Origin of the sequence: Pseudoroseomonas ludipueritiae, from assembly GCF_014490445.1 — a bacterium.
GTDB classification, from domain to species: Bacteria; Pseudomonadota; Alphaproteobacteria; order Acetobacterales; family Acetobacteraceae; genus Pseudoroseomonas; species Pseudoroseomonas ludipueritiae.
Window position 1 is genome coordinate 13296 of the sequence record NZ_JACTUZ010000021.1, and the last position, 13469, is coordinate 26764.

The 13469-nt window shown below is 69.4% G+C and carries 13 protein-coding genes; 7 read left to right on the forward strand and 6 right to left on the reverse strand.

The features are described from left to right. Positions 1-14: 14 nt before the first annotated feature. Positions 15-1016, forward strand: coding sequence for a Bug family tripartite tricarboxylate transporter substrate binding protein (locus IBL25_RS07785; RefSeq protein WP_187777985.1), 1002 nt, complete (start codon positions 15-17; stop codon positions 1014-1016). 141 nt (positions 1017-1157) lie between these two features. Next, complete coding sequence (locus IBL25_RS07790; protein WP_187777986.1) at positions 1158-2225, forward strand: phytanoyl-CoA dioxygenase family protein; 1068 nt, start codon at positions 1158-1160, stop codon at positions 2223-2225. Here IBL25_RS07790 and IBL25_RS07795 read toward each other — a convergent pair. The 6 genes from IBL25_RS07795 to IBL25_RS07820 all read right to left on the reverse strand — a co-directional run bounded on the left by IBL25_RS07795 (position 2222) and on the right by IBL25_RS07820 (position 6642). Beyond that, the gene (locus tag IBL25_RS07795; protein ID WP_187777987.1) at positions 2222-2482 is read right to left on the reverse strand and encodes a hypothetical protein; all 261 of its coding nucleotides are present in this window, start codon (positions 2480-2482) and stop codon (positions 2222-2224) included. The two genes, IBL25_RS07790 and IBL25_RS07795, sit on opposite strands and share 4 nt — an antisense overlap. A 63-nt stretch (positions 2483-2545) precedes the next feature. Then, on the reverse strand, positions 2546-3331 hold the full coding sequence (locus IBL25_RS07800) for a segregation and condensation protein A (protein ID WP_187777988.1): 786 nt from the start codon (positions 3329-3331) through the stop codon (positions 2546-2548). Then, a complete protein-coding gene (locus IBL25_RS07805; protein ID WP_187777989.1) occupies positions 3324-3995 on the reverse strand; it encodes a hypothetical protein in 672 nt (223 codons plus the stop codon). Before IBL25_RS07805 ends, IBL25_RS07800 begins: the two co-directional genes overlap by 8 nt. 11 nt (positions 3996-4006) lie before the next feature. Then, the gene (locus IBL25_RS07810) at positions 4007-5041 is read right to left on the reverse strand and encodes a site-specific integrase (RefSeq protein ID WP_187777990.1); all 1035 of its coding nucleotides are present in this window, start codon (positions 5039-5041) and stop codon (positions 4007-4009) included. Between the two features lie 89 nt (positions 5042-5130). Beyond that, a complete protein-coding gene (locus tag IBL25_RS07815; protein ID WP_187777991.1) occupies positions 5131-5898 on the reverse strand; it encodes an SDR family oxidoreductase in 768 nt (255 codons plus the stop codon). Between the two features lie 24 nt (positions 5899-5922). Next, positions 5923-6642, reverse strand: a complete 720-nt coding sequence (locus IBL25_RS07820; RefSeq protein WP_238940273.1) for a GntR family transcriptional regulator — start codon at positions 6640-6642, stop codon at positions 5923-5925. A 147-nt stretch (positions 6643-6789) separates the two neighbouring features. Here IBL25_RS07820 and IBL25_RS07825 point away from each other — a divergent pair, with 147 nt between their 5' ends. The 5 genes from IBL25_RS07825 (at position 6790) to IBL25_RS07845 (ending at position 13447) form a co-directional block, all read left to right on the forward strand. Then, positions 6790-8043 (forward strand): ABC transporter substrate-binding protein, encoded by a 1254-nt coding sequence (locus IBL25_RS07825; protein ID WP_187777992.1) that lies wholly within the window; start codon positions 6790-6792, stop codon positions 8041-8043. A gap of 87 nt (positions 8044-8130) precedes the next feature. After that, positions 8131-9006 (forward strand): branched-chain amino acid ABC transporter permease, encoded by an 876-nt coding sequence (locus IBL25_RS07830; RefSeq protein ID WP_187777993.1) that lies wholly within the window; start codon positions 8131-8133, stop codon positions 9004-9006. 50 nt (positions 9007-9056) lie between these two features. Continuing rightward, positions 9057-11591, forward strand: coding sequence for a branched-chain amino acid ABC transporter ATP-binding protein/permease (locus IBL25_RS07835; RefSeq protein ID WP_238940274.1), 2535 nt, complete (start codon positions 9057-9059; stop codon positions 11589-11591). Next, positions 11588-12514 carry a 3-hydroxyacyl-CoA dehydrogenase gene (locus IBL25_RS07840; RefSeq protein WP_187777994.1) on the forward strand — a complete coding sequence of 309 codons (927 nt, stop codon included), beginning with the start codon at positions 11588-11590 and terminating at the stop codon, positions 12512-12514. The genes IBL25_RS07835 and IBL25_RS07840 overlap by 4 nt, the downstream gene beginning before the upstream one ends. Before the next feature lie 3 nt (positions 12515-12517). After that, positions 12518-13447, forward strand: coding sequence for a BKACE family enzyme (locus IBL25_RS07845; RefSeq protein ID WP_187777995.1), 930 nt, complete (start codon positions 12518-12520; stop codon positions 13445-13447). The last annotated feature ends 22 nt before the right edge of the window (positions 13448-13469 follow it).

The window sequence follows — 13469 nt, forward strand, 5'->3', positions numbered from 1 at the left end:
TCTGAGGACCTCGCATGACCAGCCGCCGCGCTCTCCTGGCCACGCCTTTCGCCGCCAGCCTCGCCACGGCCCTGCCCGCCCCCCTCCGCGCGCAGGAGAAGTTTCCGGACCATCCCCTGCGGCTGGTGGTGCCCTTCACCCCAGGCGGCGCCGTGGACCTGACCGGGCGCCTGCTGGCGGAGATGCTGCCGCCGATCCTGGGCCAGAGCCTGATTGTCGAGAACCGTGGCGGCGCCGGCGGCAACCTCGGCGGCGACAACGTGGCCAAGTCCCCCAAGGACGGCTATTCGCTGCTGCTGGGCACCGCGACCATCCTGGCCGCCAACAAGTTCCTGTTCCGCAAGTCGATGCCCTTCGACCCGGTCACGGACCTCGCGCCGGTCTGCCGCGTCGCCACCGGCACGGTGCTGCTGGTGGTCAATGCGAACCGCCCCTGGAAGAGCTTCGCCGAGTTGATCGCCGCCGCGAAGGAGAAGCCGGGGCGGATCACCATGGGTTCCTCGGGCACCGGTGCCGTCAGCCATCTTTCCCTGGCGGCGGTGAGCAAGGCGGCGGGTGTCGAGATCACTCATGTGCCCTATCGCGGCGGCGCACCGGCCATCCAGGACCTGCTGGCCGGCAATATCGACATGATGTTCGACGTGATCCCCGCCCTGATGCCGCATGTGCGCGAAGGACGGATGCGCGCCCTGGCCGTCGGCAGCGCCGAGCGCGTGACCTATGTGCCGGAACTGCGGGATGTGCCGGGCATGAAGGAACTGCTGCCGGGCTCCGGCATCGATGCGCAGTCCTGGTACGGGATCATGGCCCCGGCGGGCACGCCGGAGGACCGCATCGCGACCCTGCACCGTGCCTTGCGGCAGGTGGCGCAGTCCGATGCCTTCCGCGCCAAGATGGAGCCGCTTGGCTTCGCGCCTGTCTGGGACGAATCCCCCGCCGCCTTCGGCGCCTATCTGCGGGATCAGGAGAAGGTCTGGAAGGAACTGGTGGAGGTCTCCGGCGCCACGCTGGACTAAGCACCCGGCTCTCACACAGGCTAGGCAGCCAGCCTGCGTGACGTTGTTCGCCGGAATGTGTAACGCCTCTTTCGTGCCGAGCCCATAACGTTCCCCCCTCCGTGAGGAGGGCAGGTCCTTGGGGGCTGGCGAATGAGGAGCATGGCACGGGCGGCGCCGGCGCGCCGCGGCCTTGGCACAGGGTGGCGCTGGCTGCTGGCACCCTGGCACGCGGCGGAGATCCTGACGGGCGCGAAGTCCTTCCGCCACAATCCGCTGCTCGGCAGCGAGCGCCTGAACCGGCGCGGCCTGCATATCTGGCGGGTACGGCTGGCGCAGCGGATGGCCTGGCAGCGGCGTGGCAGGCTGGAGCATCTGGTCAGCGCGCAGGACCGGGCGGATTTCGCGCGGGACGGCTTTGTCCAGGCACCCGATTTCCTGCCCGCCGAAGCCTTCCAGGCCCTCACCGCCCGCCTGACCTCGTTGGTGGCCGAGGCGCGGGAGATGCGGGAAGGCGGCACCATCACCCGGCGCATTCCCATTACCCCAGCCCTGCTGCGGCGGGCGCCGGAACTGCGCCCGCTGCTAGAGCATCCGCGCTGGCAGGGGCTGACGCGCTATGTCGCCTCCTTCGACAGCGAGCCCGCCACCTTCATCCAGATCATCCTGGCCGGTGGCAGCCTGGCGGCAGAAGACCCGCAGACGCAACTGCACATGGATACTTTCCACCCCACCATGAAGGCCTGGTTCTTTCTGCATGGGGTCGAGGAAGCCGAGGGGCCGCTGACCTATGTTCCCGGCTCACATATCCAGGGGCCGCGGCGGCAGGCCTGGCAGCGGCGCCGCAGCGTCGTGGCGGCGCGGCTGCGGCAGAATGGCGGTGCCTTCCGCCTGCCGGAGACAAGCCTAGCGCGCCTTGGCTTCGGGGCGGCCCGCCGCTTCGCGGTGTCGGCCAATACGCTGGTGGTGGCTGATACCTGCGGCTTCCATGCCCGTGGCGCTTCCGAGGGCAGCAGCATCCGCGTGGAAATCTATGCTACCAGCCGGCCCAATCCCTTCTACCCGCTGCTGCGCCCGGTGCTGGATTGGGTGCCGCCCCTAGGGGCGCGGCGGGTGCCGTTGCAATACTGGCTTCAGGACCGGCTGGCGGCGCTGGGGCTGGCGCGGCAGGTCTGGCGCCCGGCCGGTGCCGTTCCGGCGGCCCCGCGTGGCATCCGGGAAAGCGGCTAGCCGGCCGAGAGCGTGCGCAGGATCGCCTCGCCTTCCTCCTGGGTATCGCCGTTGGCGGCCGGCCGGCCTGCGCGGCGATACCAGTAGTTCGCGTTGAATTCGTCACCCTCGATCCGGTGCAGCCAGGCATGGACCCAGGCGGCATCGGCGCCATCCTCGGCCTGGACGATGTCATGCGCCCGCGTCCATTCACCCCGCAACCCGTATTGCAGGGCGCGGAGCAACGGCGCGGCGGTCGGCTGCGCGGGTTGGGTCATGCCGTGGATAATGACAGCCTGGCGGCCAGGGTTCCACGCCGCCGTGGCGGCTTGCCACGCCCCTCAGGCCATTGATGGCTGTGGCCTGATGAAAACCTCGTGGAAAGGCGCCGCCTGCTCCAGTTGGGCATCGCCGTCCCGTGCCAGTTCCAGCCCCGCCAGAAAGGTACTGGCCAGGGCCGAGCGGCGCTTCAGCCGCGTCTGCGCCGCCGGCCCCGGAAGGCGCGGCAGGAAAGAATGAAGAGAGCCGCCCTCCGGCCGCAGGGGCAGCAGTTGCCGCAGCCTTGCCAGGGCCTCCGGGGCGCGGAAGAGGTCCGAAGCGGGTGGGCGGTAGGTGGCGGGCGGTTCGGCCTCCCGCCCTACCCGGCCTTCCAGCATCACCAGGGTCGCTTCCAGGAAGGCCAGGATTCGTTCTGCCCTGGGGCGGCCCTGCTGCTCTCGCTGACCGCGCGCATGCACCTCATGCCCCAGTTGCGGCCGGGCGGCGAGCCAGTTCGCCGCCGCGCGCATCGCGGCCAGTTCCTCCAGCCGGGCCAGCTGGCGCCGGGCGGCCTGCTCGGCCCCTTCCGCCTCGGCGGGGCTGGCAGGCGCCAGCATCTGGGATTTCAGCAGCACCAGCTGACTGGCCAGCACCACCCAGTTGCCGCGCTGTTCCAGGGGCACCCGCGCGGCACTTGCCTCCAGCGCGGTGACGAACTGGTCGATCAGCGCCAGGATGGATAACTGGCGGAGATCCACGCGCTCCCGCCGCACCATCTCCACCAGGAAGTCCAGCGGCCCCGCGAAGCCTTCCACCTCCAGCACCGGGGCAAGCGGCCGCGGGAGGTTGCCGGCCAGCGCCTCAGGCACGCCTGGGCCTCGCGCGCCGGGCGAACCTGGCATCCCCTTCTTCCTCCGGCGGCATGTCCGCGTACTGGGGCCGCAGGTCGAAGATCAATGTCGGCCACTGGCGCCGGAGCCGCGCCAGGGCCCGCCAGGGCGACCAGTCCGCCGACCAGAACTCGACGCCCAGCCGGTCCGTGCGGGTGCTGCGGCCATCGGTCATGCCCGGCAGTGCCCGCACCCGCCGCAGAGCCCGCGTGGTGCCCCAGTGCGACCAGAGCCATGCACGGGCGCCGGCATCCTCCGGCCCCAGCACCAGCACGGAAGGCGGCACCGGCACCAGGCGGTGCAGGTCGAAGGGGCAGTGCCGGTCGGTATCCAGGCGCGCCAGGGCGGCGGCATGGTTGGCCGCCACGGCATCGCGCAGGCGCCGCGCCAGGATGCGCGCGCCGGAAAGGCTGATGGCGGGCTTCTCATCCACGGGGGCGGCCAGTTGCAGCAGCCAATCCTCCTCCATGCCGGGCAGGTCCAGCACCCAGGGAATGATCCCTGGCCCCGCGGCCGCGGCGCGGAAGCGGCCCATGGGCTCCGCCGGGCCGCTGACCGTCAGCAGGTGGCGCAGCCAATCGGTGTGCGCCGGGGCCAGCACCTCGGGCGCGGCGTGCGGCGGGGCGGGCGGCGCCAGGTTCATCGACGGCGCTTCTACAGGTCCAGCAGCCGGGCCGGGCTGTCCTGGGTGATCTTGGCGCGGCGGCGGTAGCCCTGGGTGGTGGCGAAGTCGGATTGCCGGGCATGGTGCATCACCTGCTCGTCCCGGGCGCCGTTCAGATAGGCCTCGGTGATGAAGCCGGCGCGCAGGCCGTGGGGCGAGAGGCGCTCCCGCTCGTCCACCACCAGCCGCGCCACCTCCGCCCGTCGGCGCAGGATGCGCCAGACGCCCTGCGGGCTCAGCCGGTCCTCCAGCGTGCCGGCGGCGGTGACACGGCGGAAGACGGCACCGTATTCGATGCGGGTACGCTGCAGCCATTGCTCCACCGCGCGCACCGGGCAGGTCAGCGGGTTCAGGCCGCGCGGAATGCCGAGATCCGCGCCCTCCCCCTCCTGGTCGCGCTTGGAGCGGGGGATGTGGACCGTCATGCCTTCGGTGGTGAAGCGCAGATGCTCGCGGTCGATCGCCACCAGTTCCGAGCGCCGCAGGGCGCCGGCAAAGCCCACCAAGAAGATCGCGCGGTCCCGCAGCCCGGCGAGGTCGGTGCCGCAGGCGTTCAGCAGCTTCTTGACCTCGGTGGAGGTCAGGGCCGCCGCCGGGCGCACCGGCTTGGCATGGCTGGCCAGGATGCCGCGGAGGGTGGCGCGGATGGCGGGGTGTGCCGGCTCCCAGGGATGGCCGCCCTGCCGGTGCATATGGGAGATGGCGGCCAGCCGCCGCTTCAGGCCGGAGCGGCCGAGCGAGGTGGCGAGGCTGGCCAGATGCCCGGCGACCACGACCGGCTCCGCCGGCAGGGCCGAGACGCCGCCATCGCGGCACCAGGCCGTGAAGGCCTTCCAGTCGGAGGCATAGGCACGCCGGGTATTCTCGGACAGGGCCCGCCCGGCATAGCCGGCGGCCTGGGCCACCGCCTGCCCCACCGGGCCGGAGAGCAGCGCCAGGGTTTCCGCCGGCAGTTTCCCGGCGGCCAGCCGCAACACGGAGGACGGCAGGGCGGGTTGGGTTACGGGCTTGTCTTGATCGGCCATGGTGCCTGCTCCTCCGCCATGGGCCGGCGGCCCAGCAGGCTTCCTGTCCTAGCAGGCCGCCGCGCCCTGCGCAAAAACCGCCACGCTCATTACGACAGCATGCGCGTATCGCCATCGACGCTGATGGCCTGGCCGGAGATGGTGCGGCCGCGCGGGCTGCACAGGAACAGGATTTGGTCCGCCAATTGTTGCGGCGTCACGTATTCCTTGATGGAGGTGAAGGAGAAGGCCATGGCCTCCATCTCGGCGAAGCTGATGCCGCGCTGCTGCGCTTTCGCTTCCAGCACCCGCCGCTGCCGGTCGCCCGCCACCAGTCCAGGCAGGATGGCGTTCACGCGGATGCCGGCCTCGCCCAGCTCAATGGCCAGGGACTTGGTGAAGCCGATGACGCCCCATTTCGCCGCCGCATAGGGCGCGCGCATGGCGAAGCCGAACTTCCCCGCGGCCGAGGATAGATTGACGATCGAGGCATTGCCGCTGCTGCGAAGATGCGGAATGGCCAGCCGCGCGCAATTGAACTGGCTGGTGAGGCAGACATCGAGGCAACGGTCCCAGTCCTCGGCCGCGATCTCCTCCACCCGCCCGGTCGGACCTGCGATGCCGGCATTGTTCACCAGCACGTCCAGCCCGCCCATGCGCCCGGTGGCCTGGGCAAACAGCGCCGCCACCTGCGCGCGGTCCGCCACATCGGCCACCATGTGGCCGACCGCAGGGTCCAGCGTGCCCAGCCCTTCCGCGTCCAGGTCGCAGGTGAAGACCTGCGCGCCCTCGGCCAGGAAAGCCTCCACCACCGCGCGGCCGATGCCGTTGGCGCCGGCGGTGACCAGCACCCGCATTCCCTTGATGCCCAGATCCATTCCTGTCTCCTCCCAACTCGGCGGTTATTCCGGCGGCAAGCCGCCGCGCGCGAGGATGAAGTCCCGCGCATTGCCGATGTCTTCCGCGATGGCGGCCCGCGCCGCCGCGCCATCCCCCATCCGAACCGCACGCGCCGCACGGGCGTGGAAGCCGACTGCGCCGCCACTGGCCAGGCGCTCCGGATTGGCGCGCAGGTCGAGGTTCAGGACCGGGCCGACCTTGAGCCAAAGGCGGTCGATCAGCTCCTCCAGCACCGGCAGGCCGGCGGCGGCATAGATGGCGAAGTGCAGTTCCTGGTTCAGCGCCACGGCCTGCCCAGGGTCCGGAACGCGCCGCATCGCCTCGCCCCGGAAAGCGGCTTCGGCGGCCTCGATCCGTGCCAGATGCTCCGGCCCGCGCCGCTCCGCCGCGCATTGGGCGGCGAAGCCTTCCATCTCGATCCTCACCTCGGAAATCTGCCGGAACATGGGGGCCGTCATCACCGGCACCTGCACCACGCGATTCGGCGCCACTTCCAGCGCGCCATCGGCCACCAGCCGGTGCACCGCCTCCCGCACCGGCATCACGGAGACACCCAGCGCCTGCCCCACCGCGCGCAGCGACAGCCGCTCCCCCGGCGCGACGCGGCCGGAGACCAGCAGGCTGCGCAGATGCGCATGCACCGTCACCGCCAGGGTGCGGTGTTCCAGTTGGGGAAGATCGGCGAGGGCTGCGGTGCTGCGGGACATTTCGGGGCTGGACAAAGTCTTTCAGGCTGGGCCAGCATGGCTGTGATCACAGATTACGGCAAGCGCGAAGCGCGGCAGGAATCTGGATCAGGAAACTCAGAAGGAGCCGCCACAAGGCGGCCCAACGTCCGGATCGAACGCGAACAGGGAGGAATACCCTCGATGCCGCCTGCCATGCCCATGACCCGCCGCGGCCTGATGGCCGGCGGCGCCGCCCTGCTCGGCACTGCCAGCCTCGCCCGCCCCGCGCTCTCCCAGGGCCAGTCCGATGTGCTGCGCATCGGGCACCTGACGCCGCGCACCGGCTTCCTCGGCCCGCTCGGCGAATTCGCGGTGCAGGCCGCCACACTGGCGATGGAGGAGGTGAACGCCGCCGGCGGCATCGCCGGGCGCAAGCTGGAAATCCTGTTCGAGGACAGCGTCAATCCGCAGACGGCCTCGGCCAAGGCAGAGCGCTATATCCAGCGCGAAAAGGTCGCCTGCATCGTCGGCGAGATCAATTCCGCCTCGGCACTGGCCATCGGCCAGGTGGTGCAGCGGGAGAAGGTGCTCTTCATCAATACCGGCGCCAATTCGGATGCGCTGCGCGGCTCCGACTGCCGTCGCTACATGTTCCATACCGAGAGCCAGAACTCGATGATGGTGAAGACCGCCGGTCGCGCCATGCTCGACCAGGGTCTGGTGAAGGGCAAGAAATACTACGCGCTGAACGCCGACTATGCCTTTGGCCACGACCTCGCGCGCGTCGCCAAGGCCTATCTCGGCGCCAATGGCGGCACGCCGGCGGGCGAGGACCTGGTGCCCACCGAACTCACCGACTTCTCGCCCTTCCTGCTGAAGATCCGGCAGGCACGGCCGGATGTGGTGATCGGCAATCTCGCCGGCGCGCAGGTCACGAACTTCCTGAAGCAGTACAGCGAATTCGGCCTGCGCTTCCCTGTGGCCGGCTTCGGCTTCGACACCGCGCTGGCCTGGGGCGCGGGTCCCGGCAACTTCCTCGGCACCTGGCCGACGGTCTGGCACCATCTGGTCCAGACTCCCTCGGCGAAGAAGTTCGCCGATGCCTATCGCGCCCGCTGGAAGCGCCCGCCGGAGAACCAGGCCTGGAGCGACTACACGGCCGTCAAGGTCATCGCGCAGTCGATGAACGAGCTGAAGAGCACCGATGCCACCAAGGTGGTGGAGCATCTGGAGAAGGGTGCGAAGTTCGACATCTCCAAGTCCCGCGAAGGCTATTTCCGCGCCCGCGACCATCAGCTGATGATGGAGCTTTATGCCATCACCGCGCTGCCGGCCTCGCAGGTGAAGAACGAGTGGGACATCTTCTCCTCCTCCGCCGCCATTCCCGCCGCGGAGGAATCCCTGGAAGCCGTGGCCTCCACGCCGGAAGAGAATAGCTGCACCTTCCCGGCGTGATGCCAGCGGGCTGAGGCCCCTCGCCGAGCCAGCCCTTGCGCCCGCCCTTTCCCTGGGGCGGGCGCGCCGGATGCGGGAGCATGCATCGTGGAACTCGTCTTTATTCTGGAGCAGGTTCTGAATGGCCTGCTCATCGGCGCCTATTACCTGCTGATCGCGCTGGGCCTGTCGCTGATCTTCAGCCTCGGCGGCGTGGTCAATCTGGCGCATGGCGCCTTCTATGCCATCGGCGCCTATATCACCGTCGCGGTCTCGCCCTACATCGGCTTCGGCGGCGCGCTGATCGCTTCTCCCGTGCTGGTGGCGATGCTGGGGCTGCTGGTGGAGCGCTTCCTGCTCCGCCGCTTCTATCGTGGCGACCCGATCCTCAGCCTGCTGCTGACCTTCGGCCTGGCCATGGTGGCGGAACAGACGCTGCGCATGATCTTTGGCGCCGCGCCTGTGCCTTTCTCCATCCCGCTCTGGTTGCGCGGGCAGATCTTCCTGGGTGACTTCATCTATTCCCAGTACCGGCTGATCATCCTGGCGGTGGCCGTGCTCTGTGTCGCCGCGCTCTGGGTTCTGCTGCGCCGCACCGCCTTCGGGCGCGTGGTGCGCGCGGGTGTCCAGAACCCGGACATGGTCGCGGCGCTCGGCATCTCCCTGAAGCCCTACATGACGGCGGTGGTGATGATCGCGGTCGGCCTCGCCGCCCTGGCCGGCACCATGATGGCGCCCGTCACCGGCGTGCATCCGGCCATGGGCGCCGAGATCCTCACCTTTGCCTTCGTGGTTGTCGTGATTGGCGGGCTGGGCTCCTTCTGGGGCGTGGTGCTGGCCGCCGTGGTGGTGGGCGTGGTGCGCGGCCTCGCCGCCTATGCCTTCCCGCCCGCCACGGAAGCCGCCGTCTACCTGCTGATGGTCCTGGTGCTGCTGCTGCGCCCGCGCGGGCTGCTCGGCGAGCGTATCCAGAGGTTCGAGTGACGCCCATGCACCACGCCCCCCGTCCCCCCGGTCCCGCGGAGGATTCGCCGATGACCCCGGTGCCCCGGCCTTCCATGCTGCGCGAGATCCGCCCCCTGCTGGTGGTGCTCGCCTGCCTGGTGGCGCTGCCCTTCCTGATGGACCTGGTCGGCCTGACCATGACCACGGCCACCGATGTGGTGGTCTTCGCCCTGGCCGTGATGGGGCTGAACATCCTCGTCGGCTGGACCGGGCTGGTCTCCTTCGGCCATGGCGCCTGGTTCGGCATCGGCGCCTATGCGGCGGCGCTGCTCCAGCGCCACTTCCTGCCCAATGACATGCTGCTGCCGGCCATCGGCGCTGTGGTCATCGTGGCGGTGTTTTCCGCCCTCGCGGGGGCGCTGATCCTGCGGCGGCGCGGTGTGTATTTCTCGCTGCTGACGCTGGCCTTCACCGCCATGCTCTTCGCCATCGCCTTCCGCTGGACGGAGCTGACGGGTGGCGAGAACGGGCTGGGCAATGTCCGCCGCTGGGCGGTGCTGGACAATGCCAACCTCTACTACGCCGTTGTGGCCGCTTTGGCCTTCGTGGTGCTGCTGGGGCTATGGCGCTTCCACAATTCCCCTGCCGGCAGCGTGCTCGTCGCCATCCGGGAGAATGAGCAGCGCGCCGGCTTCCTGGGCTACCACACCAACCGCTATAAGCTGCTGGCCTTCACCATCTCCGCCAGCATCACCGGCTTCGCGGGCGTGCTGAGCGTCTTCAACCACCGCTTCGCCTCCGCCGACCCGATCGGCATCGCCTTCTCCGGCGAATTGCTGGCGATGGTGGTGATCGGCGGCATGCGCTCCTTCCTCGGGCCGGCCCTGGGCGCCCTCTTCTACATCATGTTCCGGGAGCTGCTCTCCACCTACACAGCCAACTGGTTGCTGGTTTTCGGCCTGCTCTTCGTCGGCTTCATCATCTTCTCGCCGGATGGGCTGGTGGGCGTGGCGAAGCGCGTGCTGGCGCCCTTCCGTCCCAAGCCTCCGGAGGAAGCCGCCGCCATGGCCGCGCGCCAGGCCGGCAGCAGCGGCCGCATCCCTCAGCGCTTCATCCGCGAGGGCAGCAGCAATGGCCCCGTGCTGGCGGCCGAGGGCATGGTCAAGAGCTTCGGCGCCGTCCGTGCCGTGCGCGATGTCTCCTTCGCCGTGGAGGACCGCCGGCTGCATGCGCTGATCGGCCCCAATGGCGCGGGCAAGACCACGGCCTTCAACCTGCTCTCCGGCATGTTCCCGCTCAACAGCGGGCGGGTGATGCTGGATGGCCAGCGGGTGGACGGCATGGAACCGCATGCCATTACCCAGGCCGGGCTCGGCCGCTCCTTCCAGATCACCAATCTCTTCGCTGGCCTTTCGGTGGAGGAGAATATCCGCCTGGCCGTCCAGGCCCGGCACCCGGCCCGCTTCAGCCTCTTCCGCGATGCCCGGCGCATCCAGGATCTACGTGCCGATACCGCCGAGCTGCTGCGCTGGACCGGCATGGCCGGGGTGGAACAGGCGGAGGCCGGCAGCCTCTCCTATGGCGGCCAGCGGTTGCTGGACATGGGGTTGGCGCTGGCGACGCGCCCGCGCATCCTGCTGCTGGACGAACCCCTGGCCGGCCTCGCCGCCGCCGAGCGGCAGCGGGTGGGCGACCTGATCAAGACGCTCTCCGCCGATATCCCGGTGCTGCTGGTGGAGCATGACATCGACCGCGTCTTCCGCATGGCCGACCGCGTGACGGTGATGGCGGATGGCGAGGTGCTGGTGGATGGCTCCGTGGACGAGGCGCGGCACGATGAGAAGGTGCAGGCCGTCTATCTCGGCTCCGGCTCTGAGGCCATCGCCGCCAAGCCGCGCCCCAGCGCCGCCACAGGCGAGCCGCTGCTGGCGATGGAGAAGGTCAATACCTTCTACGGCAAGTCGCATATCCTGAACGACGTGTCGCTCAAGGTGGACCGGGGCGAGATTGTCGCCCTGCTCGGCCGCAACGGTGCCGGCAAGTCCACGTTGCTCAAGACCTTGATGGGCACGCCGCGCCCGGCTTCTGGCAGCATCACGCTCGCCGGGCAGCAACTCGCCGGGCTCAGCACGGACCGCATCGCGCGCAGCGGCATCGGCTACGTGCCGCAGGGGCGTGCACTCTTCGCCGGCATGACGGTGGCGGAGAACCTGGGACTGGGGCGGCTCAAGCGCATCACCGGCGCCGGGATGCACTGGGAGGAAGAACGCATCCTCCAATTCTTCCCCCGGCTGCGGGAGCGGTGGAACGTAGCCGCCGACCGCCTTTCCGGCGGCGAGCAGCAGATGGTCGCGGTGGCCCGCGCCCTGTCCGGCGACACCCGCCTGCTGTTGCTGGACGAACCTTTCGAGGGCCTCTCCCCCGCCGTGACAGAGGAGCTGTTCGAAACCTTCGACCAGCTGCGCCAGGAAGTCTCGATCATCATCGTTGACCATCATCTCGACCTCGCCCTCGCGCTCTCCGACCGCACGGTGGCGCTGGAGCGCGGCACGGTGCAGTGGACGGGCGCGAGCCGCCTGCTGCGCGAGGACCAGGAACTGCGGCGAAAGGTGCTTTGGCTTTGACGGAAACGGTTGCCATCATCGGCACGGGCCTGATTGGCCGTGCCTGGGCGATGATCTTTGCCCGCGCCGGCTGGCAGGTGCGGCTATGGGACCCGGTGGAAGGCGTGGCGGCGGGTGCCGTCGGCCTCTGCGCCACCGGGCTTCAGGATCTGGCCGAGGCCGGGCTCTGCCCTGCACCGGCGGAGGCCGCCATCCGCATCACGGCGGCGGCGAGCCTGGAAGAAGCCGTGGCGGAAGCCAGCTTCGTGCAGGAGAACGGCCCGGAAGCCCTGGAGGTGAAACAGGCGCTCTTCGCAGCGCTCGACGCCGCTGCGCCGCCGGAAGCGATCCTGGCTTCCTCCTCCTCCGCCATCCGCTGCTCCCTCTTCACCGAGGCATTGTCGGGGCGGGCGCGGTGCCTGATCGGGCATCCGGTCAATCCGCCGCATCTGATCCCTCTGGTGGAACTCTCCGGCGCGGAATGGACGGCGCCGGAAACCATCGCGCGTGCCCGCGCCATCTATGCCGCCATCGGTCAGGTGCCCATCGCGGTGCTGAAGGAAGTGGAAGGCTTCATCCTCAACCGCCTTCAGGGCGCGCTGCTGGCGGAGGCCTTCCGGCTGGTGTCGGAAGGCTATGTCACGCCGCAGGACCTGGACCATACGGTGAAGGACGGGCTCGGCCTGCGCTGGTCCTTTATGGGGCCTTTCGAGACCATCGAGCTGAATGCGCCCGGTGGCATCCCCGATTACTGCGCGCGCTACACCGGCTTCTACAAGCGCCTGGCCGCCGAGCCAGCCCCGCCCAGCGTCTATGGCGAGGCAGCGACGGCGGCCATCCTGGCGCAATGGCAACCGGCCGCCGACCCGGCCACCAAGATGCGCTGGCGCGACCGCCGTCTGGCCGCCCTACGCGCCCATAAACAGCAAGAGAACGAGGACTGATCCATGGCCGCGAAGCGGAAGGTCATCATCACCTGCGCCGTGACGGGTGCGATTCACACGCCCAGCATGTCGCCCTACCTGCCGATCACGGCGGAGCAGATCGCCGATGCCGCCGTGGGCGCGGCGGAGGCCGGCGCGGCCATCGTCCACCTGCATGCGCGCAACCCGCAGAACGGGCAGCCGGACCAATCCCCCGAAGCCTTCGCGCCCTTCCTGAAGGTGATCAAGCAGCGTTCCGACTGCGTGGTGAACCTGACCACCGGCGGCGCGCCCACCATGACGATCGAGGAGCGCGTGCGCCCGGCCGCCACCTACAAGCCGGAAGTCGCCAGCCTGAACATGGGCAGCATGAACTTCGGCCTCTTCGGCATGCTGGACCGCTTCAAGGAATTCCAGCACCAGTGGGAGAAGGATTACCTCTCCGAAAAGGGCATCATCTTCCGCAACAGCTTCGCGGATATCGAGTATATCCTGACCACCTGCGCCGCCAATGGCACGCGCTTCGAGTTCGAGTGCTACGACACCGCCCACCTGCACAACCTGAAGTATTTCTTCGACCAGGGCATCGTGAAGGGGCCGCTCTTCATCCAGACGGTCTTCGGCCTGCGCGGCGGTATCGGTGCGCATCCGGACGAGGTGATGCACATGAAGCGCACCGCCGACCGGCTCTTCGGCGATAATTACCGCTGGTCCGTGCTGGGCGCCGGGCGCAACCAGCTGCCTATCGCGGCCATGGCGGCGGCCATGGGCGGGCATATCCGCGTGGGCCTGGAAGACAGCCTCTGGGCCGGCGCCGGGCGGCTGGCGGAAACAAACGCGGAGCAGGTGCGTCTTGCTTGCAAGATCGTCGAGGGCCTGGGCCTCGAGGTCGCCCGGCCGGATGAGGCGCGCGAGATGCTGGCACTCAAGGGCGCCCATGACGTGAACTTCTGAGACACCCTGCCCGGCTCCGCGC

Bases quoted from the DNA above. Each gene is read 5' to 3' on its own strand.
- IBL25_RS07785 (WP_187777985.1), top strand. From the start codon at position 15: ATGACCAGCCGCCGCGCTCTCCTGGCCACGCCTTTCGCCGCCAGCCTC.
- IBL25_RS07790 (WP_187777986.1), top strand. From the start codon at position 1,158: ATGGCACGGGCGGCGCCGGCGCGCCGCGGCCTTGGCACAGGGTGGCGC.
- IBL25_RS07795 (WP_187777987.1), bottom strand. From the start codon at position 2,482: ATGACCCAACCCGCGCAGCCGACCGCCGCGCCGTTGCTCCGCGCCCTG.
- IBL25_RS07805 (WP_187777989.1), bottom strand. From the start codon at position 3,995: ATGAACCTGGCGCCGCCCGCCCCGCCGCACGCCGCGCCCGAGGTGCTG.
- IBL25_RS07810 (WP_187777990.1), bottom strand. From the start codon at position 5,041: ATGGCCGATCAAGACAAGCCCGTAACCCAACCCGCCCTGCCGTCCTCC.
- IBL25_RS07815 (WP_187777991.1), bottom strand. From the start codon at position 5,898: ATGGATCTGGGCATCAAGGGAATGCGGGTGCTGGTCACCGCCGGCGCC.
- IBL25_RS07825 (WP_187777992.1), top strand. From the start codon at position 6,790: ATGCCGCCTGCCATGCCCATGACCCGCCGCGGCCTGATGGCCGGCGGC.
- IBL25_RS07835 (WP_238940274.1), top strand. From the start codon at position 9,057: ATGACCCCGGTGCCCCGGCCTTCCATGCTGCGCGAGATCCGCCCCCTG.
- IBL25_RS07845 (WP_187777995.1), top strand. From the start codon at position 12,518: ATGGCCGCGAAGCGGAAGGTCATCATCACCTGCGCCGTGACGGGTGCG.